Annotated in this window: 20 protein-coding genes; 18 read left to right on the top strand and 2 right to left on the bottom strand. The window is 71.8% G+C overall.

Annotated features, from left to right (window positions below; all coding sequences use genetic code 11):
* Window positions 1–28 precede the first annotated feature (28 nt).
* Window positions 29–325, bottom strand: a complete 297-nt coding sequence (locus GPA04_RS08870; RefSeq protein WP_156223721.1) for a type II toxin-antitoxin system VapB family antitoxin — start codon at window positions 323–325, stop codon at window positions 29–31.
* A 99-nt stretch (window positions 326–424) separates the two neighbouring features.
* Between GPA04_RS08870 and GPA04_RS08865 the strand changes: the two genes are divergently transcribed.
* The 7 genes from GPA04_RS08865 (at window position 425) to GPA04_RS08835 (ending at window position 8,479) form a co-directional block, all read left to right on the top strand.
* Complete coding sequence (locus GPA04_RS08865; RefSeq protein ID WP_156223720.1) at window positions 425–997, top strand: hypothetical protein; 573 nt, start codon at window positions 425–427, stop codon at window positions 995–997.
* A gap of 10 nt (window positions 998–1,007) precedes the next feature.
* A complete protein-coding gene (locus GPA04_RS08860) occupies window positions 1,008–1,481 on the top strand; it encodes a hypothetical protein (protein ID WP_156223719.1) in 474 nt (157 codons plus the stop codon).
* Between the two features lie 13 nt (window positions 1,482–1,494).
* A complete protein-coding gene (locus GPA04_RS08855) occupies window positions 1,495–2,763 on the top strand; it encodes a RuBisCO large subunit C-terminal-like domain-containing protein (protein WP_241680682.1) in 1,269 nt (422 codons plus the stop codon).
* The gene (locus tag GPA04_RS08850) at window positions 2,763–4,088 is read left to right on the top strand and encodes a four-carbon acid sugar kinase family protein (protein ID WP_156223718.1); all 1,326 of its coding nucleotides are present in this window, start codon (window positions 2,763–2,765) and stop codon (window positions 4,086–4,088) included. The genes GPA04_RS08855 and GPA04_RS08850 overlap by 1 nt, the downstream gene beginning before the upstream one ends.
* An 8-nt stretch (window positions 4,089–4,096) precedes the next feature.
* Window positions 4,097–6,100 carry a glycoside hydrolase family 127 protein gene (locus GPA04_RS08845; protein ID WP_156223717.1) on the top strand — a complete coding sequence of 668 codons (2,004 nt, stop codon included), beginning with the start codon at window positions 4,097–4,099 and terminating at the stop codon, window positions 6,098–6,100.
* Window positions 6,101–6,126: 26 nt separating this feature from the next.
* Entirely contained in the window at window positions 6,127–6,768 is a 642-nt protein-coding gene (locus GPA04_RS08840; protein ID WP_156223716.1) for an aspartate/glutamate racemase family protein, read from the top strand.
* 139 nt (window positions 6,769–6,907) lie between these two features.
* Window positions 6,908–8,479, top strand: coding sequence for an MFS transporter (locus GPA04_RS08835; protein ID WP_156223715.1), 1,572 nt, complete (start codon window positions 6,908–6,910; stop codon window positions 8,477–8,479).
* Between the two features lie 7 nt (window positions 8,480–8,486).
* Here the strand turns inward: GPA04_RS08835 and GPA04_RS08830 are convergent, their stop codons facing one another.
* Window positions 8,487–9,551 (bottom strand): NAD-dependent epimerase/dehydratase family protein, encoded by a 1,065-nt coding sequence (locus tag GPA04_RS08830; protein ID WP_156223714.1) that lies wholly within the window; start codon window positions 9,549–9,551, stop codon window positions 8,487–8,489.
* Between the two features lie 228 nt (window positions 9,552–9,779).
* Here GPA04_RS08830 and arsB point away from each other — a divergent pair, with 228 nt between their 5' ends.
* The 11 genes from arsB (at window position 9,780) to GPA04_RS08775 (ending at window position 20,482) form a co-directional block, all read left to right on the top strand.
* Window positions 9,780–10,901 carry an ACR3 family arsenite efflux transporter gene (arsB, locus tag GPA04_RS08825; RefSeq protein ID WP_156223713.1) on the top strand — a complete coding sequence of 374 codons (1,122 nt, stop codon included), beginning with the start codon at window positions 9,780–9,782 and terminating at the stop codon, window positions 10,899–10,901.
* The gene (locus tag GPA04_RS08820) at window positions 10,898–11,914 is read left to right on the top strand and encodes a metalloregulator ArsR/SmtB family transcription factor (RefSeq protein WP_156223712.1); all 1,017 of its coding nucleotides are present in this window, start codon (window positions 10,898–10,900) and stop codon (window positions 11,912–11,914) included. Before arsB ends, GPA04_RS08820 begins: the two co-directional genes overlap by 4 nt.
* Before the next feature lie 15 nt (window positions 11,915–11,929).
* The gene (locus GPA04_RS08815; protein ID WP_156223711.1) at window positions 11,930–12,349 is read left to right on the top strand and encodes an arsenate reductase ArsC; all 420 of its coding nucleotides are present in this window, start codon (window positions 11,930–11,932) and stop codon (window positions 12,347–12,349) included.
* Between the two features lie 76 nt (window positions 12,350–12,425).
* Entirely contained in the window at window positions 12,426–13,091 is a 666-nt protein-coding gene (locus GPA04_RS08810) for a TetR/AcrR family transcriptional regulator (RefSeq protein ID WP_156223710.1), read from the top strand.
* 43 nt (window positions 13,092–13,134) lie between these two features.
* A complete protein-coding gene (locus GPA04_RS08805; protein WP_156223709.1) occupies window positions 13,135–14,070 on the top strand; it encodes an ABC transporter ATP-binding protein in 936 nt (311 codons plus the stop codon).
* Window positions 14,070–15,725, top strand: coding sequence for an ABC transporter permease (locus tag GPA04_RS08800; protein ID WP_156223708.1), 1,656 nt, complete (start codon window positions 14,070–14,072; stop codon window positions 15,723–15,725). Before GPA04_RS08805 ends, GPA04_RS08800 begins: the two co-directional genes overlap by 1 nt.
* A gap of 94 nt (window positions 15,726–15,819) precedes the next feature.
* The gene (locus GPA04_RS08795; RefSeq protein ID WP_156223707.1) at window positions 15,820–16,968 is read left to right on the top strand and encodes a zinc-dependent alcohol dehydrogenase; all 1,149 of its coding nucleotides are present in this window, start codon (window positions 15,820–15,822) and stop codon (window positions 16,966–16,968) included.
* An 11-nt stretch (window positions 16,969–16,979) separates the two neighbouring features.
* Complete coding sequence (locus GPA04_RS08790; RefSeq protein WP_156223706.1) at window positions 16,980–17,546, top strand: hypothetical protein; 567 nt, start codon at window positions 16,980–16,982, stop codon at window positions 17,544–17,546.
* A gap of 155 nt (window positions 17,547–17,701) precedes the next feature.
* On the top strand, window positions 17,702–18,964 hold the full coding sequence (gene nhaA, locus GPA04_RS08785; protein WP_156223705.1) for a Na+/H+ antiporter NhaA: 1,263 nt from the start codon (window positions 17,702–17,704) through the stop codon (window positions 18,962–18,964).
* Window positions 18,965–18,992: 28 nt separating this feature from the next.
* The gene (locus tag GPA04_RS08780; RefSeq protein ID WP_156223704.1) at window positions 18,993–19,727 is read left to right on the top strand and encodes an ABC transporter ATP-binding protein; all 735 of its coding nucleotides are present in this window, start codon (window positions 18,993–18,995) and stop codon (window positions 19,725–19,727) included.
* Window positions 19,724–20,482 carry an ABC transporter permease gene (locus GPA04_RS08775; RefSeq protein ID WP_156223703.1) on the top strand — a complete coding sequence of 253 codons (759 nt, stop codon included), beginning with the start codon at window positions 19,724–19,726 and terminating at the stop codon, window positions 20,480–20,482. The genes GPA04_RS08780 and GPA04_RS08775 overlap by 4 nt, the downstream gene beginning before the upstream one ends.
* Window positions 20,483–20,511: the final 29 nt, after the last annotated feature.

The raw sequence follows: 20,511 nt of genomic DNA, 5'->3' as shown, positions 1-20,511 counted from the left end.
AAACCTAGCCGACCCCGGGGATGGCGGGTCACGGCACCTCCAGCACGCGGGCGTGCAGGACGTTGCGCTGACCCAGGGCCGCCCGCAGCGCGCGGTGCAACCCGTCCTCCAGGTACATGGTTCCCTTCCAGCGGACCACGTGGGCGAACAGGTCGCCGTAGAACGTGGAGTCCTCCGAGAGCAGGCTGCGCAGGTCGAGGGTGGACTTGGTCGTCACGAGCTCATCGAGCCGGACCTGCCGCGGCGGGACCTCCGCCCAGTCCTTCGGCGTGGTGAGCCCATGATCGGGGTACGGGCGCTCGTCGCCGACAGCCTTGAAGATCACCACCTGATCCTAAGAGACCGGGGTCGGGGTACGTCGTCCGTCGTGAGGTGGATATCCGTGACCATCGACGCCGCGGCGGCGAGCGGCCAAGATGGCTCCATGACGATGCCTCCGCCGGTCCCTCCCGGTCCGCAACCTCAGGGTCCGACGGCGCAGCCCGGGTTCGGGCCGTCCTCTCAGCCTGGTCCGTGGGCCCAGCATGGCCAGTCCTCCCAGCCCGGTCCGTGGCCGCAGGCGGGCCCGACGGCGCAGCCCGGGTGGGGCGGGCAGGCGCCGCCGTCGTGGCCGGGCGGCAACCCCGGTCCCGGTCCGGCACCAGGTCAGGCACCGCCGTCGGCGTCCCCGGACACCCTCGGACGGGTCGCGCAGATCCTCTGCCCGATCCTCGTGATCGCCGGCCTGAGCATCCCGCAGAGCGGCTCGGTCGGGTGGACCGACTACACGTTGTGGGCCGTCTTCGCCGCGGTGATGGCGGTCGCCCAGCTGATCACGCTCGCCTCGAGGCGAGACCCGGCTCAGGCGAACGTGCTCCGCATGATCGCCACCGGCGCGCTGGTGGCGTACTGGGTGGTGATCGTGCTGCCGGGCATCTCCTCGAACGGCGGGTTCCTGCAGACGCTGGGTGTCGGGTGCGCCGTGGTCGCGGCGTGGCTCGGCGGCGCCCGTCGATGAGCGGCCCCCGATGAACGGTCGGGTGGCGCTGGCCGCGGCAGCACTGCTGCTCGCGCTCGGGTTGCCGTGGGGCGTGGTGGGCGCCGAGACCGAGTACGTGGCCGGATGGATGAACCCGTCGTACTGCATCGCCACCTGGGACGGCTACCTCGACTGCACCTACGGCTACATCAGCCCCGGGTTCGTGATCCCCGGCCAGGGTGCCGCCTACGCGGGCTACCAGACCTCGGCGCGGGTCACGATCGTGCTCGGTGGTGCGCTCCTCCTGCACTGGTCCCGGAACGGCGGCCGCTGGCAGCTCCCCTCCGCGGCGCTGCTGCAGGTCGGCGCCGTGGCGCTCGCGGGCAGTGCGCTGCGGCCGGGCGCCGTGGCGGCGCTGATCGCCGCCGCGCTGCTGCTGGCCGAGTCCGGTCTGCTTCGTGGACGCTCGTTGCCGCGCTCGGGCGGCGACGATAGGATGACACGACCATTCAGCAGTGCATAGATAGTCGCCGTTGGTGACGGAAGGGCCGCAGGTGGCCGAGGTCGTCCGTGCCGTCTACGAGATCGAGACCGCGCTCCCGCTGGAGCAGACCGCCGCCGTGATGGCGAGCGAGCAGAGCAGCGGCACGTTCGTGGCGGTCGCTCGTGAGACCGAGGAGCTGAAGGCACGGTTCGCCGCCCGCGTCGTGGACATCGCCGAGCTGCCCCCGAGCGGGCTGCCGCCGCTGCCGGGCGCCTCGGGGGACTGGAGCCAGGCCCGTCGCGCTCGAGTGAGCATCGAGTTCCCGCTGCACAACTTCGGCCCCTCGATCCCGAACCTGCTGGCCGCGGTGGCGGGCAACCTGTTCGAGATCCGTGAGGCGGGCGCCCTCAAGCTCGTCGACCTCGAGCTGCCGCAGGCGTTCGCCGATGCCTACGGAGGCCCGCAGTTCGGCGTCGACGGCACGTTCGAGCTCGCCGGCCGCGAGCACGACGGCCCGCTGATCGGCACCATCGTCAAGCCCAGCATCGGCCTGGACGCCGAGCAGCTGGCCGAGCTCGTCACCGAGCTCGCCGACGCCGGCATCGACTTCATCAAGGACGACGAGCTGCAGGGCAACTCACCCGCGCTCCCGCTGGCGGTGCGCGTCCCCGCCGTCATGAAGGCCCTGCACGCCAGCGCGGAGCGCACCGGCAAGCTCCCGATGTATGCCTTCAACATCACCGACGACATCGGTCGCCTCGGCGAGCACCACGACCTCGTGAAGGCTCATGGCGGCACCTGCGTGATGGTCGCCGTCAACACCGTGGGCATCGCCGGCCTGCAGTACCTCCGGCAGCGCTCGGAGCTGCCGATCCACGCCCACCGCACGATGTTCGGTGCCATGAACCGGTCGCCCCAGGTGGGCATCGGCTTCCACGCCTCCTCCAAGCTGTGGCGGCTCGCGGGCGCCGACCACGTCCACACCAACGGGCTGCGCAACAAGTTCTACGAGGACGACGCGACCGTGCTCGACTCGATCGTGCAGGTGCGCACCCCGCTGCTGGGCACCGCCGCGTGCCTGCCGGTGCTGTCCTCGGGGCAGTCGGCCGGGCTCGCGCACGCGACCTACGAGGCGGTGCAGAGCACCGACCTGCTCGTGCTCGCGGGCGGCGGCATCCACGGCCACCCCGCGGGATCGGCGGCAGGTGTCCGCGCGATGCGCGAGGCATGGGACGCCGCGGTCGCGGGTGAGTCCCTGGACGAGCGCGCCGCCGCCGTGCCCGAGCTCGCCACCGCGCTCGAACGGTTCGGCCGCCACTGATGGTCAGGTTCGCTTTCTACGGCGACGACTTCACCGGGTCGATCGACGCGCTGCTGCAGTTCCGACGGACGGGTCTCGACGGCGTCCTGGTCACCTCCCCGGAGGCGCTCGCAGGCGTGACGGACGCCGACGTCGTCGGGATCGCGGGCATCGCCCGCTCGCTGCCGACCGCCGAGCTCGAGGCCGAGGTTCGGCCCGCGCTCGAGGCGCTGCTGGCGCTGCGTCCGGACGTCCTCCAGTACAAGGCGTGCTCGACGGCGGACTCCTCCCCGGAGATGGGCAGCCTCGGCCGGGTGATCGAGATCGGTCGCGCGCTCGTAGGGACGTCGCCGGTGCCGGTGCTGCTCGCGCAGCCCGACTTCGGCCGCTACACCGCCTTCAGCCACCACTTCGCCGCGGACCGCGGCGAGGTCTACCGCCTCGACCGGCAGCCCACGATGGCGAACCACCCGGTCACGCCCGCGACCGAGTCGGACCTGCGCGTCCACATCGGGGCGCAGACCGACCTGTGGGTGGGCGGCGTGCACTGGCCGAGCTTTGCCGCAGCGTGGAGCGAGGCCGTGGATAACGACGGAGGAGACCTCGACGTCGTCGTCCTCGACACGCTCACCGACGACCACCTGCGCGAGATCGGCGCCGTCCTGAACCCCCGATTTCACCGCACTTTCGACCAGGTCCCGATTTCAACGCACTTTCGGTCGCGCTTCGTCCTCGGCTCCGGCGGTCTCTCGCGCGCGCTCGGCCTCGGTGTGCAGGCGGAGGCCGGAGCATCGGCGGTCGAAAGTGCGTTGAAACCGGGGGGTGTTCAGAATCGTGTTGAAACCGGGGTGGGGGCGGCGGCTGGTCCCACGCTCGTGCTGAGCGGGTCGGCGTCGGCGCTGACGTGGCGCCAGGTCGAGGCCGCGACCGCCGCAGGCTTCACCGCGCTCGACCTGTTCGCCGAAGCCACCCACGACGAGGCGGTGCGGCTGACGCGCGAGGACGGCGCCGTCGTCGTCTTCTCCAGCAGGCCGGACGTGCCGCGCTCGGCGAGCAGCGTCGAGGTCGAGGAGCGGCTGGCCGCAATCGGCACCGCGGTGCTGCGCACCCGCCCCGACACCCGGCTCGTGGTCGCCGGCGGCGACACCTCGGGCAACGTGCTGCGGCGCCTCGGCGTCGACACCCTGCGCATCACCGGCACCCCGTGGGGGATGGTCGCGCTGTGCCGTGCCGAGGGCAGCGCCGAGCACCTGCGCGGCGGGGTCGAGGTCGCGCTCAAGGGCGGCCAGATGGGCCACGACAACCTGTTCGACGACATCCGCAGCGGCACCCCGCTGCGCCCCTAGGAGGACTCTTGCTCACCGACACCCGTGCGAGCGCACACGCGCTGATGAGCTCGGCACCGGCCGGCTCCGTCGCGATCGACGGCCGCGCGCCGATGGCCGCGATGCACGCGGACGCGCTCACCACCACCATCCCCACGATGGGCAGGATCTTCTTCGACCGCGACCGGGCGCACGCCTACCAGAACTTCCTCGTGGCCGGCGGGGTCACGGACGGCACGCACGGCACCCACCGCGGTGCCCCGTTCATGGACGGCGACCTGTACAAGTGGCTCGAGGCCGCCGCGGTGGCCGCCTCCGAGAGCGGCGCCGAGGACCTGGTGAGGTTCGTGGACAAGGCGGCGGACGCCGTCGTCGGGGCCCAGCGGGACGACGGCTACATCCAGAGCAAGACGACCGTGCGCGAGCGCGACGGCGGGCCTGGTCCGCTCGCGGACCGGCTCGACTTCGAGACCTACAACTTCGGTCACCTGATGACGCTCGCCTGCATCGCCTACCGGGCCAGCGGTGACGACCGGTTCCTCGGGGTGGCCCGGCGGCTCGGCGACTGGGTGATCCAGGCGGTCGCCGAGCGGCCCGAGCGGTTCTCGGACTGCAACATCTGCCCATCGCACTACATGGGCACCGTCGAGCTGGCGCGCACCACGGGAGACGCGCGATACACCGCGCTCGCCGCCCGGCTGATCGAGCTGCACGGCGGCAAGGGCCGCGCGGGCAGCGACGACAACCAGGACCAGCTCGCCGCCGCCGACCAGCGGGTCGCCGCCGGGCACGCCGTGCGCGCGAACTACCTCTACGCGGGCATGACCGACGTGGTCCTGGAGACCGGCGACCCGGCCCTGCGCGAGGCGATCGACTCGCTGTGGGACGACCTCGTGGGCCGCAAGCTCTACATCACCGGCGGCTGCGGCGCGCTCTACGACGGCGCCTCGCCCGACGCGGCGCAGGACTACTGGAGCGTCACCAAGGTCCACCAGTCCTACGGCCGCTCCTACCAGCTGCCGCAGACCACGGCCTACAACGAGTCGTGCGCCTCGATCGGCTTCATCATGTGGGCGTGGCGGATGCTCGCGCTCACCGGCGAGGCCCGGTTCGCCGACGAGATCGAGCGGGTGCTCCTCAACGCGCTGCCCGCGATGATCGGCGCCGATGCCATGACCTACCTGTACACGAACCCGCTGCGGCAGGTCCGGGACCTGCCGTACGAGCTGCGCCGCGCGGGCGACCAGTTGCGGGCCACCGAGGGCGTGCGGCCCTCGCACGTGCGGCCGCGGCAGGCGTTCATGGACTCCTCCTTCTGCTGCCCGCCCAACATCGCCCGCGCGCTCGCGGAGCTGCCGTACTACGTCTACGGGACCGCTGCCGACGGCGTGTGGGTGCACCAGTTCGTCAGCGGCTCGTTCCAGGCAACGGTCGACGGCGTCGCCTTGCGTCTCGAGCAGTCGACCAGCTATCCCGTGGCCGGGTCGGTCACGATCCGCGTGCGCGCGGAGCGGCCCGTGCGGGCCGCGGTGCGCGTGCGCGTGCCCGGCTGGGCCGGGGACGAGGCCCGGGTGAGCGTCGACGGCGAGGCGATCTCCGCCGTCGAGCACGGCTACGCGGTGATCGAGCGGGAGTGGAGCGACGCCACGATCACGCTCGAGCTGCCGATGGACCCGCGGCTGGTGGTCGCACACCACTTCGTGGAGGAGGCGACCAACCAGGTCGCGGCGATGCGCGGGCCGATCGTCTACTGCCTGGAGGAGGCCGACCTCCCCGAGGGCGTCGCGATCGACGAGGTGTACCTGCCCCGGTCCATCGAGCTCAGCACGGCCGAGGGCGACGGTCCGTTCGCCGGTTACGCGGTCCTCGAGGGCGTGGCTCGGCGGGTTCCACGGCTCGTGCCCGGCGGCACCCTGTACGGCGAGCTGCCCGCGGTCGAGCCGGAGGAGCTGCCGGTGCGGCTGGTGCCGTACGGGCGATGGGGCAACCGCGGCGACGGTGAGATGTCGGTGTGGCTGCCGGTGATGTGGTGAAGGATCTTCACGAGAGGGAGAGTGCGATGACGAGAGTGGCTTACATCCATACCGGTCCGGTGGTGATCCCGACCTTCGCGGCGCTGTCGGCCGAGCACCTGCCGGGGGTCGAGGTGCAGCACCTGCTGGACTCGAGCATCGTCGGTGACCTCGGGCGCGACCCCGAGGGCAGCGGGGTGCGCGAGCGCCTCGAAGCGCTCGGGGCGGCGGCCGTGGCCTCCGGCGCGTCCACGGTGGTGTTCTCGTGCAGCTCGATCGGCGGCTACGCAGCCGGCCTGAGCGACAAGCTCGGGGTGCCGGTGCTGCGCATCGACGAGGCGATGGCCGACGAGGCCGTCGCGATCGGGCGGCGGGTCGCGGTGATCGCGACCCTGCCCACGACGTTGGAGCCCACCGTCGCGCTGCTGCGGGACCGCGCCGCGCTCGCGGGCGCGGAGATCGAGGTGAGCGACCGGGTCGTCGACGGGGCGTTCGAGGCGATCAGCGGCGGCGACGCCGCGACGCACGACCGGCTGGTGGGTGAGGCGATCGTGGCGCTCGCTGCCGACAACGACGTGATCGTGCTGGCTCAGGCCTCGATGGCCGGTGCGGCTGCCGGCGTGTCGGTGGACGTGCCGGTCCTGACCAGTCCCGAGCTGGGGGTCAAGCGGGTCGCTCGCGCCCTCTGAGGCCAGAGCCGATCCGGTCGCGACTCGCTCCGGCCCGCCTCGCTGAACGCCGGAGGAGCGACGACGCCCGAGCCGCTTGACCGTGTGGTGAGGACACCGTTTGTACTGAGGTCAAACCCGACCTCTGCAGAGGAACCTCATGGACGACACCACCACCACGACCACCCCTCCCACCAAGGCGACGGCGAGGAGCTGGATCGGTCTGGGTGTCCTGGTCCTGCCGCTGCTGCTGATCACGATCGACGGCACCGTCCTGATCCTGGGCCTGCCCGCGATCTCCGCCGAGCTGAGCCCGACGGGTGTGGAGCAGCTGTGGATGATCGACATCTACGCGCTGGTTCTGGCCGGGCTGCTCGTGGCGATGAGCGCCCTGGGTGATCGGTTCGGGCGGCGACGCAACCTCCTCATCGGCGCCGTCGTCTTCGCAACCGCGTCCGTGTCCGGCGCGCTCGCCACAGAGCCGTGGATGCTGATCGGTGCCCGCGCGCTGCTGGGCGTGGGCGGCGCGATCATGATGCCGTCGACGCTGTCGCTGGTGCGCAACATGTTCCTCGACCGGGAGCAGCGGCGTTACGCGATGGCTGTGTGGGCGGCGATGGCATCGGTCGGTGCGGCCGTGGGACCCATCATCGGCGGCTGGATCATCGAGACGTTCAGCTGGCAGGCCGCGTTCCTGATGAACATCCCGGTCATGCTGCTCCTGCTGGTGCTCGGCCCGCTCCTGCTGCCCGAGAGCCGGAACCCCGAGCTGCAGCGGATCGACGCCGTCAGCGTCGTTCTCTCCTTCGTCGGCATGATCGGCGTGGTCTACGCCATCAAGACCCTCACCGGCGGCAAGGACATCGCCCTCGGGATCACGGCCCTCGCCGTCGGGCTGCTCGCGGTCGCCGCGTTCATCCGGAGACAGCTCAGGCTTCCCACCCCCCTCCTCCAGGTCAGGCTGTTCACGGTGCGGTACTTCCGCGGAGCCGTCATCGCCGACCTTCTCTCGATCTTCGCGATGGTGGGCGCGCTCGTGGCTCTCGTCCAGCACCTCCAGCTCGTCCTGGGGCTCGGCCCGCTCGAGGCCTCGCTCTGGCTCCTGCCCCAGGCGGTGTTTGCCGCGTTCGCCGGGTTCGGCGCGGCGCTTCTGGCCAAGCGCATCCTTCCCGCCTACATCATCACCGCGGGCCTGCTGATCGCGGCCAGCGGTTTCGGGCTCACGATCTTCTTGACGCCGACCTCGAGCCCGGCGCTGATCGCAGCCTCGCTCGCGCTGGTCTCGCTGGGTGCGGGCATCGGGCTCGCGCTGAGCAACGACATCATCATGAGCTCCGTCAGACCGGAACGGGCAGGGCAGGCCGCCGCGACCTCCGAGACGGCGTACGAGCTCGGTACGACGCTCGGCACGGCCGTGCTCGGCGGGGTGCTCGTCGCCTGGTACACCAGGGCTGTCAGCGCCGGCACCGATGCGCTCGATCTCTCGCCGTCCCTCGCGGAGCGCGCGTCCTCGACGATGGCAGAGGCCCTGCTGGTCGCCGCCGAGGTCGGCGGCAGCACCGGCGAGGCGATCCTTCAGATCACCAAGGCTGCGTTCACCGACGCGATCACCCTCACGGGCCTGGCGGGAGCCGGGGTGATGGTGGCCGCGGCCATCTGGGCCCTCGTCACGCTCCGGGGCGCGGCGGCGAACCAGGATCTCGCTGCCGAGCACGAGAACGAGGTCCGCTGAGGGTCGGTCAGCGCTTGCGGAGGTCGCCGTCGTCGAGCATGCGGTCACCGGGCCGCAGCGCGGGGCTGCCCGTGCCGGTCCGGGACCGCATGCCGGCGACGACGTCGAGCGTGGCTTCCTGAGCGCTTCGCGTCTCGCGCCACCCGAGCTCGCGGATCCGGGTCGTGTCCATCACGGGGGCGTTCATCGCCATGTCGAGCCAGCCCGGGTCGGCCGCCACGAGGCGTGCCCGCCACGCGAGGTGGAGCAGCGGGCGGATGGCGCGGCTGGGGATCTCGACGAGACGTCCCGAGCCGAGCATGCCCGCGAGGTCGTTGCCGTCGATCACGGGCTCGGCTGCGACGTTGAACGGGCCGGAGGCGCCGGCGCGCAGCACCGCCGCGTACGCGCCGGCGATGTCATCGGCGTGGGTGGCCTGCAGGCGCAGCCCGAGGGGGAGCGAGACGACAGGCAGGCGCCCGCTCAGCAGCGGGCCGAGCGGCGCCAGCGGACCGACGAAGAGTCGCGCGACCTCGGCACCGGCGTCGGCCTGGAACACCAGTGACGTGCGCATCGAGGCGACCGAGATCTCCGGGTGGTCGGAAGCGAACTCCGCGAGCAGTCGTTCTTGCGCGGCCTTGTCCACGCTGTAGTGGGACGTCCGGATGCCGTGCGTCGGGTGGCTCTCGTCGCGGAGCTCGGGGCCGGGCGACGGCGAGTACGCCGCGACCGAGCTTGCCACGACCACGTGCGGCACGCCCGCCAGCGCCGCTGCCTCGAGGACCCGCCGGGTGCCCTCGACGTTGGTCTGCCGGATCACGTCACGGCGCGTGTTCGGCTGGATCGCCCACACCAGGTGGACCACCGCGTCGTAGCCCGAGACCGCCTGAGCGATCGACTCGACCACCTGGTCGACGCCCGCGGCCGTGATGTCGATCTCGCGCCAGTCGGCCGACTCGTACGGCGGGCCGTGCGGCGCCCGCCGCGAGATCCCGAGCAGGTCGGAGAACTCGGGATCGGCGACCAGGTGCCGCAGCAGCGCGGTTCCGACGTTCCCGCTGGCGCCGACGACCGCGACCCGACGAGTGGGCATGGTGTCCTCCTGCCGCAGTGGGTGGCGCACCTCGCCGGCGCCCGAACGCACGTGTCCACGCTACGTCAGCTGCGACTCCGGCCGGTGGTGATCGTGCTCGACCGAGCGCAGGCTAGCCGCGCCTATCGATGTGTGCCAATATAGACACATGTCGATACAGCAGCACGGTCCCGTTGCGGTCAGCAGCGGTCCTCGCGTCTCGCATACCGACTCCGCGCGGTCTGCCGCATGAGCGCGGACGTCCTCGAGCAGGCCCGGCCGCGGCTGTCCGCGCTCGACCGGATCCTGCCGCTCTGGATCGGCTTGGCCATGGTTGCCGGGTTGCTGCTGGCCCGCTTCGTGCCCGGGCTGTCGGAGGTGCTGGCGCGGTTGGAGATCGGTGGCATCTCGGCACCGATCGCGCTGGGGCTGCTCGTAATGATGTATCCGGTGCTGGCCAAGGTCCGCTACGACCGGGTTGCCGCGGTCGCCGGGGACCGGAGGCTGCTGGTCTCCTCGCTCGCGCTCAACTGGCTCGTGGGGCCGGCCTTGATGTTCGCGCTGGCCTGGACCTTCCTGCCGGATCTCCCGGAGTACCGCACCGGCCTGATCATCGTGGGCCTGGCCAGATGTATCGCGATGGTGGTGATCTGGAACGACCTCGCGTGCGGCGACCGGGATGCCGCCGCCGTGCTCGTCGCGGTCAACTCGGTCTTCCAGGTGGTCGCGTTCTCGCTGCTGGGCTGGTTCTACCTGACGGTGCTGCCCGCATGGCTTGGCCTCGACACAGCCGGTCTCGACGTGTCCGTGGGCCAGATCGCCCTCAATGTCCTCGTGTTCCTGGGCATCCCCCTGCTCGCGGGCTTCGCCTCCCGGTGGATCGGGGAGCGCCGCCGCGGTCGCGCCTGGTACGAGGAGCGGTTCCTCCCCGCGGTCGGGCCATGGGCGCTGTACGGCCTGCTGTTCACCATCGTGCTGCTGTTCGCGCTGCAGGGCGAGGCCGTCACCTCGAGGCCGCTGGACGTGGCGCGCATCGCCGTGCCGCTGCTGGTCTACTTCGCGCTGATGTGGGGCGTCGGCATGCTGGCCGGCCGGCTGCTCGATCTCGGCTACGCCAGGTCGACCACGCTCGCCTTCACGGCGGCCGGGAACAACTTCGAGCTGGCGATCGCGGTCGCGATCGCGACCTTCGGTGCGACGTCGGGCCAGGCGCTCGCCGGCGTCGTCGGACCACTCATCGAGGTTCCCGTGCTCGTCGGGCTGGTCTACGTCTCGCTGTGGCTGGCTCGTCGGTGGTTCGGCATCGACCCGCGCGCGACCACACCCTCCGAGAACCCCGAACCAGAGCTGACGAACGAGGTGAGGTCATGACCCTGAGCCCTGACACCGTGACGACCGAGGGCGAGGTGGCGTGCGAGCACGTCGAGGCGCACGCGATCGCTCCCGCCGTCGCCGAGACGGTGACGACCGCGCTGAAGGCGCTCGCCGACCCGTTGCGGCTGCGGATGCTGTCCTACGTGGCGAGCTCGGCGACCGGGGAGGCGTGCGTGTGCGACCTGGCCACCCTCACCGAGGTCTCCCAGCCGACCGTCTCCCACCATCTCAAGCTGCTGCGCGAGGCCGGCATCCTGACCTCCGAGCGGCGCGGCACCTGGGTCTGGTACCGGGTCGCACCGGGGTACCGGCGCGCCGTGTCCACGCTGCTGGAGACCTTCGCACCCGCGACCCTCACCGCCCCGACCGGCGGCCCGCTGGCCGGCCCCGAGGACGCCGACGGCGCGCTGGACCGGATGGCCGACGAGCTCGCCTCGCGCCACCCGGACCTCGACCGGAGCGTCGTCGTGGGAACGGTGCGGGAGTCCTACGCCGCGCTCGCCCGCTCGGCGCACGTGTCCGGGCACCTGCTCAACCTCGCCGAGCGGTTCGCCAAGCAGCGCCTGACGGATCTGAGCCGGCGGTCCTCCTCCGGTGTGCCGCAGATCCTGTTCCTGTGCGTCGCCAACGCGGGCCGGTCACAGCTCGCGGCCGCCCTGGTCCAGCACTACGCCGGTGACCGGGTGATCGTCCGATCGGCGGGTTCCACGCCGGCGGACCGGATCCACCACGGGGTCGAGCCGCAGCTCGCCGACCTCGGCGTCCCCGCCGGTGACGCATTCCCCAAGCCGCTGACCGACGACGCGGTGCGCGCCGCGGACGTGGTCATCACCATGGGCTGCGGCGACGTCTGCCCGGTGCTGCCCGGCAAGCGGTACGAGGACTGGGTCGTCGGTGACCCGGCGCTGGCCTCACCGGCCGGCGTGACCGCCATCCGGGTCGAGCTCGACACCCGGGTCCGGGCACTGCTCGCTGACCTGCTGCCCGACCTCGACCTACCCGTCCGCTAGCTGGAAGAGATCTTTGTGACCACCACCGAAACCCGCCCCTCCGCACTGTTCGTCTGCGTCCACAATGCCGGCCGCTCCCAGATGGCCGCAGGATTCCTGCGCGAGCTCTCCGGCGGCCGGGTCGAGGTGCGTTCGGCAGGGTCCGAACCCGCCGACCGGATCAACCCGGTCGCGGTCGCCGCCATGGCCGAGGTGGGCATCGACATCACCGCCGAGCAGCCGAAGGTGCTGACCTCCGACGCCGTCAAGGAGTCCGATGTCGTCATCACGATGGGCTGCGGTGATGTCTGCCCGGTCTTCCCCGGCAAGCGGTACGAGGACTGGAAGCTCGACGACCCCGCCGGCCAGGGCATCGAGGCGGTGCGGCCCATCCGCGACGAGATCCGCACCCGGGTGCTGGGTCTCCTCGACCAGCTCGGCGTCCAACCGGCCTGAGGGTCCGGCACCGTCGAACGCGTGCTCGCAAGCGGGGTCTGGACGCCGAGAGCGCGGCGGGTGTACCCTCCTAAACATGCGTTTAGAGGCGGCTGACGTGAGCACCCGGGCCAGGGTGCGCGCCTCCGCAGTCGCGGTGTTCGGCCGGGACGGGTTGGGTGCGTCGTTGCGCGCCATCGCCGCCGAGGCCGGTCTGACGGCGGGCCGCATCGTGCAGCTGTTCGGCTCCAAGGAGGAGCTGCGACGCGAGTGCGACGAGCACGTGTTCGGCGTGATTCGCGAGGCCAAGCGGGACGCGATGGTGCGCGCGCACGGCTCGGCGACCACGCTCGAGCACCTGGCGATGATCGACGAGTACGTCCCGTACGTGGCGTATGTCGCCCGCAGCGTCCAGGCAGGCGGCGAGCAGGCCAGAGCGTTCATCGATCACATGGTCGAGGACGCGCTCGACTACGTCGGTGACGCGGTCGCTGCCGGCACCCTGCTGCCCAGCCGCGACGAGCGCGCCCGCGTGCGCTACCTCACCGAGAGCTCCCTCGGTCACCTGGCGCTGCGGCTCTCGTTCGATGCGCCGCAGAGCGCCGAGGAGCTGCGGTCGAGCATGCGCGCTCACATCGACGCCATCATGCTGCCCGCGCTCGAGCTCTACACCCAGGGATTCCTGGTCGACCGCCGGATGCTCGACGCCTACCTGCTGTACGTGGGGGACCCGCCCGAGTCGGAGCAGGCCGCCTCGGCCTGATCCCCGCCGACGAGCTCTCCCCACCACACCAGAAGGAACTCCTATGTCCGCACCCGTGCGGGACACCGACGTGCCCGCGATCGACATCCACGACCTGCGCAAGTCCTACGGCGCCGTCACCGCCCTCGACGGCCTCGATCTGCAGGTCGGCCAGGGCGAGGTACACGGCTTCCTCGGCCCGAACGGCGCCGGGAAGTCGACCACGATCCGCATCCTGCTGGGACTGCTGCGCTCCGACGGCGGCAGGGCCCGGCTGCTGGGTGCCGATCCGTGGCGAGACGCCGTCGACCTGCATCGGCGACTGGCCTACGTACCGGGCGACGTCGAGCTGTGGCCGAACCTGACCGGCGGCGAGGCGATCGACCTGCTCTCCCGGCTGCGTGGCGGCGCGGACCACGCCCGACGCGACGAGCTGTGCCAACGGTTCGACCTCGACCCCACCAAGAAGGGACGCACCTACTCCAAGGGGAACCGGCAGAAGGTGGCGCTGATCGCCGCGCTGGCCAGCGACGCCGACCTGCTGCTGCTGGACGAGCCCACCGCCGGCCTGGACCCGCTGATGGAAGCGGTGTTCCAGTCGTGCATCCGGGAGTCCAAGGAGGCAGGACGCACGGTGCTGCTGTCCAGCCACATCCTGGCTCAGGTCGAGGTGCTGGCCGACCGGATCTCGATCATCCGCCAGGGCCGGGTCGTGGAGACTGGCTCGCTGGCGCAGCTGCGTCACCTCACGCGCACGTCGGTCACGATCCAGACCGAGCGCCCGACGGCGGCGCTCGCCGACCTCCCAGGTGTGCACGCTCTGCGGGTGGAGGGCGAGCAGGTCACGTTCGACGTCGACGGCCCCCACGTGGCCGCCGTCGTCAAGGCCTTGGGCGAGCTCGACGTCCGAGCGATGACCGCGCACCCACCGACGCTGGAGCAGCTGCTGCTGCGCCACTACGGGGACGAGCTGTCCCCGCGCAACGCCGAGGTGGCCTGATGTCCACGGCCACCGAGCCTCGCAGGCGGACCGCGGTGGCAGCGTCCTCCCGCAGGGGTGCGCTGACGGGCACGGGAACGCTGCTGAGGTTCATGCTGCGCCGGGACCGCGTCCGGTTCCCCGCATGGACACTGGGTCTGGCCGCCTTCATGGGCTACTTCGTGACGGCGCTGCAGCAGGTCTATGCCACCCCGGAGGACATCCGTGCCATCGCGCCCCTGATGCGCGGGCCCATGGGAGCCCTCTTCGGCGGCCCCGGCTACGGCATGGACGACCCACGCCTGGAGCACCTGCTCGCGGGTCTGTACGGGGTCTACATCCTGCTCGGGGCAGGCTTGATGAGCCTGCTCACCGTGGTCCGGCACACGCGCACCGAGGAGCACTCCGGTCGCGCCGAGCTGATCCGCTCCAACGTGGTGGGCCGGCACGCCCAGCTCACGGCGGCGCTCGTGCTGACGACCGGGATGAACCTGGTGGTGGTCGGGCTGATCGGTGCCGTCATGACCGGGCAGGGCTTCGACACCGCGGGTTCGTGGCTGTTCGCGGTGGGCGTCGGGGCCGTCGGTCTGTCCTTCGCCGGTGTCGCGGCCACGACTGCGCAGCTCTCGGAGTACCCCCGCGCAGCCGCCGGCGCTGCGGGTGCCGCGCTCGGCGGCGCGTTCGCGCTGAGGGCGCTGGGGGACATGACCTCCGAGCACGGCAACGCGCTGTCCTGGTTGTCGCCGATCGGGTGGGCCCAGCAGACCGCTCCCTACGTGCTGGACCGGTGGTGGCCGTTGGCCATCTCGGTCGCGTTCGCGATCCTGACGGCGGCGCTCGGCTACACGCTCTCGACCCGCCGGGACCTGGCAGCAGGTCTGGTGCCGCCGCGGCCGGGGCCGTCTCGGGCGGCGCCCTGGCTGCGTAGCCCGCTGGCGCTGGCCTGGCGGCTGCAGCGGGCCCAGCTCGTGGGCTGGAGCCTGGCGCTGGCGGTGGGCGGCGGTGCCTACGGCGCGTTCACGGGACCGGCTCTCGACGTGTTCGACGACGCACCCGAGGAGCTCCTGGTGGTCATGGGAGGGACCGAGAACATCACCTCCGGGTTCCTCGGCGTCCTCGCGCTGACCTTCGGTGTCACGGTGGCGGTCTACGCGGTGCTGGCTGCACAGACGGCGCGCGCCGAGGAGGCCAGCGGGCGCGCCGAGCCCGTGCTGGCCACCGCTGTCAGCAGGCAGCGCTGGCTCGGCACCCACCTGGGCGTGGTCGCGCTCGGCAGCCTCTGGCTGCTGCTGGTGTCGGGCCTCGCCACCGGTATCGGTGCTGGTCTCAGCGTGGGGAACGGCAGCCTGGTGGGGGAGATGGTGCTCGCGACCGTGGTGTTCGCGCCGGCGGTCTGGGTGGTGCTGGCCGTGGCCGCACTGCTCTACGGCGTGGCACCCCGGGCGATGCCGGTGGTGTGGGCGGTGGTCGGCTACGGCTTGGTCGTGGGGTTCTTCGGGCCGCTGCTCGATCTCCCGGACGCCGCGCTGTGGCTCTCGCCCTTCGAGCACGTGGGTGACTACCCGTCGGACGCCGTCTCGGGCGTGGGGCTGATGGTGCTCACCCTGCTGGCGGTGGCGATGGCTGCCGCCGGGCTGAGGGCGTTCCGGCGTCGGGACGTCCTCGGCACCGGTTAGCCGCAGCGGAGGCGCCCGCTCGTTTCGACCACCCCCTTCCGGGGAACCGGGGTCGAGCGGGCGGGCGCCCGCCCGGGCACCGAAGGAGATCCACGTGAGAGCCATGGTGTATCGCGGTCCGTACCGGGTCGCGGTCGAGGACAAGCCAGATCCGGTGATCGAGCATCCCAACGACGCGATCGTGCGGGTCGAGCTCGCGGCGATCTGCGGCTCGGACCTGCACCTGTATCACGGGCTCCTGCCCGACACCCGGATCGGGCACACGTTCGGCCACGAGTTCATCGGTCGGGTCGAGCAGGTGGGTTCGTCGGTGCAGAACGTGAAGCCCGGGGACCGGGTCATGGTGCCGTTCCACATCTCGTGCGGGACGTGCTTCTTCTGCTCCCGCGGGCTGCTCTCGAACTGTCACAACGTGAACGCCAACGCCACGGCCGCCGGGGCGATCTACGGGTACTCACACACCGCGGGCGGCTACGACGGCGGCCAGGCCGAGCTCGTGCGGGTGCCGTTCGCCGACGTCGGCCCGATGATCATCCCGGACTGGCTGCACGACGAGGACGCCCTCATGCTCACCGACGCCTTCGCCACGGGGTACTTCGGTGCCCAGCTGGGCGACGTCGCCGAGGGGGACACGGTGGTGGTCCTCGGTGCCGGACCCGTGGGTCTGGCCGCTGCCCGGTCGGCCTGGCTGCTGGGCGCGGGCCGCGTCATCGTGGTCGACCACGTCGACCACCGGCTGCGCAAGGCTGCCGAGTTCGCCTACGCCGAGACGTACAACTTCACGCAGTACCCCGACATCGTCGCGCTGCTCAAGGAGACCACCGGCCACCTGGGAGCCGACGTCGTCATCGACGCCGTCGGTGCCGAGGCCGACGGGAGCCTCCTGCAGCACATCACGGGCGCGAAGCTCAAGCTCCAGGGCGGCTCTCCTGTAGCCCTCAACTGGGCCATCGACGCCGCACGCAAGGGTGGCAACATCTCGGTGCTCGGTGCCTACGGGCCGATCTTCAGCGCCGTCAAGTTCGGTGACGCCGTCAACAAGGGCCTCACGATCCGCGCGAACCAGGCGCCCGTGCGGCGGCAGTGGCCACGACTGCTGGAGCACATCCGCGCGGGTCACATCAGCCCCCGCGACATGATCTCCCACCGGATCCCTCTCGAGGACATCGCCGAGGGCTACCACCTCATGTCCACGAAGCTCGACGACTGCACCAAGGTCGTCCTCACGCCGCCCGCAGCCTGAGAGGAGCAGCCATGCCCTACACCGCTGACCGACCCGATCCGGCACCGTCCGCCGAGGAGCTCCGCCGCCGCATACCGGGGTGGGGTGCTGATCTCGACCCGGCGGACCGCCCCTCCTACCCGAAGGAGCGCGACGACGTCGTGACCGGTGCGCACTGGGTGCTCCCGGAACGGCAGCAGGAGCGAGAGCCACGCGAGCGCTCGATCGAGCACGGCATGCTCACCCCGGTCTTCGGCACCGCGCAGCCGCTCCACGGGCCTGCGGGAGCCATCCGGCGCTACGCCTACGAGCGCTACAGCGAGGCGCGCGCCGCCCACTGGCTGCTGCTCATGCTCGGCGACCGGGTCGACTCGGCGCTCTCCGGCCTGCAAGCCGTGCCGAGCCGCGGGCCCGCAGCGCTCGTCGGCGGCACCGGGCTGATCAAGCAGCTCCGCAGCGGCCGCATGCTCCAGCCGCGCGACCCACGCCGCGCCGACAACGCCCACGTCTGGATGGATCCGTTGGTGCTCGCAGCGCCGTGGCTCGCTGGCGCGTGGATCACGTGGCGCGTGGTGCGTGGGGTCCGGCGACGACGCTGAGCAGGAGGAGGACCGGGCGACGTCCCGCCGTCGGGAGATCCCTCGGCACGTGAGCGGGCGGGGCGCCCGTAGAATGGTCGGCGGAGCGCCGGGAAGCCTGGTCGGCAAGTCCCGCTGGCGACCCTGCCGGTCGGACCGACGTGCCAAGGAGTCAGATGTCCGACCGTGTCAGCACCTCCGTGCCCGCTCGCCTTCAGCGCTGGGCCTCGCGGGAGACCACCGCCGGTGTGCTCCTGCTGATCGCCGCAGCCGTGGCGCTGCTCTGGGCCAACTCGCCGTGGCGAGGCGGCTACGAGGCGCTCTCCGCCTACGTGATCGGTCCCGAGGCCTGGCACCTGGACCTCTCGCTGGCGGGCTGGGCGGCCGACGGGCTGCTGGCGATCTTCTTCTTCGTCGTCGGCGTGGAGCTCAAGCAGGAGTTCGTCACGGGCAGCCTGCGCCGCCCGAAGGAGGCGGCCGTGCCGGTGCTCGCCGCCATCGGCGGCATGGTCCTGCCGGCGACGATCTACGTCGCGATGGTGATGCTGCTCGGGGACCCCAGCGCGGTGGGGGGCTGGGCGATCCCGACGGCGACCGACATCGCCTTCGCGCTGGGGGTGCTGGCGATCTTCGGGCGGGGGCTACCCGTCGCGCTGCGGGTCTTCCTGCTGACCCTGGCCGTGGTGGACGACCTGCTCGCCATCATGGTCATCGCGGTGTTCTACACCGACTCGATCTCCTGGCTGCCGCTCGTGGCAGCGTTGGCCGTGGTGGGCGTGTTCGCGCTCGTCGCGCGTTCGCGCCACGCGCGGTGGTGGCTGCTGCTCCCGCTGGCGTTCGCCGCGTGGGCGCTGATGCACGCCTCCGGCGTCCACGCCACCATCGCCGGTGTGCTGCTGGGGCTCGTGGTCGCGGCACGCCCGATCCAGGGCGAGTCGCAGCCCCGGACCCTGCGGTACGAGCACGCGGTCCGACCGATCTCCTCCGTGATCGCCCTGCCGGTGTTCGCCCTCTTCTCCGCCGGGGTGAACCTCGTCGACGGCGAGGGCCTCGGCGCGCTGCTCGCCGAACCGGTGCTGCCGGCGATCGCCGTCGGGCTCGTGCTGGGCAAGATCATCGGTGTGCTGGGCGTGACCGCGCTGGTCACCAAGCTCACGCCGCTGCGGCTGGCTGACGCGCTCGGGATCCGCGACCTGGTGCCGGTGGCGTTCCTGACCGGGATCGGGTTCACGGTCTCGCTGCTGATCGCCGAGCTGTCCTTCCCCGACTCCGGGCACACCGACGCGGCGACGCTGGGAGTCCTCGCGGGCACCGTGATCGCAGCCACGCTGGCGGCCGCGACCCTCCGGTGGGACGCCCACAAGGCCCGCAAGGCCGACATGAACGAGGACGGCATCCCCGACAGCGACACCCGGGTGATCGCCGAAGAGACGGCCTGAGGGCCGGGAGAGCTGGCGGAGCCGAGCGATGACCACCGCCGGGCGGCCCCTGCTCGCCGTCGCTGACGCCGTTCACCGCTACCCGAACGGGGCCGGCGTCGGGGGTGTGAGCCTGTCGGTGCGCGCGGGGCAGGTGCACGCGATCGTGGGGCTGAACGGGGCGGGCAAGTCCTCGCTGATGCGCCTGGTTCTGAGCATGATCGATCTGCAGTCGGGGGACATCCGTGTGCTCGGGGTGCCGGTGCGCGATGCCGGTGCGGCCGAGTGGGCACGCGTGGGTCACGCCGTGGAGGGTGCGGAGAGCTATCCGGACCTGACGGTGCAGCAGAACCTGCTCCTGGCCGCCCGGCTGCAAGGGCTCGAGCGCGGCCGAGCCCACGTCGCCGTCCGCGAGGTCATGGAGGAGCTGGACATCGCGGGCCTCGCCTCTCGGCGCGCTCGCGCCCTGTCGTCGGGGAACAGGCAGCGGGTGCGAGTCGCGGCGGCGCTCCTGCACGATCCGCAGCTGGTGATCCTGGACGAGCCGACGGCGTTCCTCGATCCCGCAGGGGTGCTGCTGCTGCGCGGCGCGATCCGTGCGCGTGCCGAACGTGGGGTCGGGTTCCTGATCTCCAGTCACCACCTGGATGAGATCGCTCGCACCGGCGACACCGTCACGGTGCTGAACGCCGGCAGGGTGATCGGCACGATCGACCCCCACGGGTTCGACATCGAGCGGGCGTTCTTCGCGCTGGTGCGGGCAGACCTGGGGGAGCCCGGATGATCGCGGCGTTGCGGGTCGAGGGGACGAAGTCGGTGCACGGGCTGGTGTCGTGGGTGGTGCTGGCGGCGCTGGTGGTGGGGCCTGCGGCGATCAGCGCCACGCTCCTGGTGGCGGCACGCTCGGGCAACGTCGTCGCCACGGCTCAGCTCGAGCCCTTCACGCGTGGCGAGCCGTGGGCCGACCTCACCACCCTGGTCGGAGTGATCGCCGCGGCCGGTGGCCTGCTCGCCTTCGGCGTCTACCTGGGCTGGAGCTTCGGACGAGAGTTCACCGAGCGGACGGTCGGTGCGTTGTTCGCCACCCCCACCCCGCTGGCCCGGATCGCCACGGCCAAGCTGGTGATGTACGCCGCGCTCGTCGCGCTCACCGCCGTCGCGGGTGTGGTCGCCTTCCTGGTGACGGGCCTGCTGCTCGGTTACCCGATGACGGGCGCCAGCGTCGGGCCGCTGGCGGCGAAGGTCGCTGCTGTGATCGTGCTGACGGGTGCGGCTGCGGTCCCGTGCGCGTGGGCGGCGACCGTGAGCCGCGGGATGCTCGGCGCCGTCGGGCTCGCCGTGATCCTGCTGGTCCTGTCGCAGGTCGCGCTGCTCACCATCGGGCCCTGGTTCCCCTTCGCGGCCCCGGGCGCCTGGGCGGGCCTGGCGGGCACCGGCTCCGGCGCGCCCAGCACCGTCCAGCTGCTGCTGACGCTGGCCACGGGTGTTGGCTTCGGCGCTCTCACCGTGGCCCGATGGCGCCGGCTGCGCCTGAGGTAGCGCGTGCGGTAGGTCGGGACGCCGGCCGC

The sequence above is a fragment of the Pseudactinotalea suaedae genome (assembly GCF_009733815.1).
Classification (GTDB): Bacteria; Actinomycetota; Actinomycetes; order Actinomycetales; family Beutenbergiaceae; genus Pseudactinotalea; species Pseudactinotalea suaedae.
The sequence above is the reverse complement of the archived record's forward strand: the minus strand, read 5'-3'. Positions and strand labels throughout refer to the sequence as shown.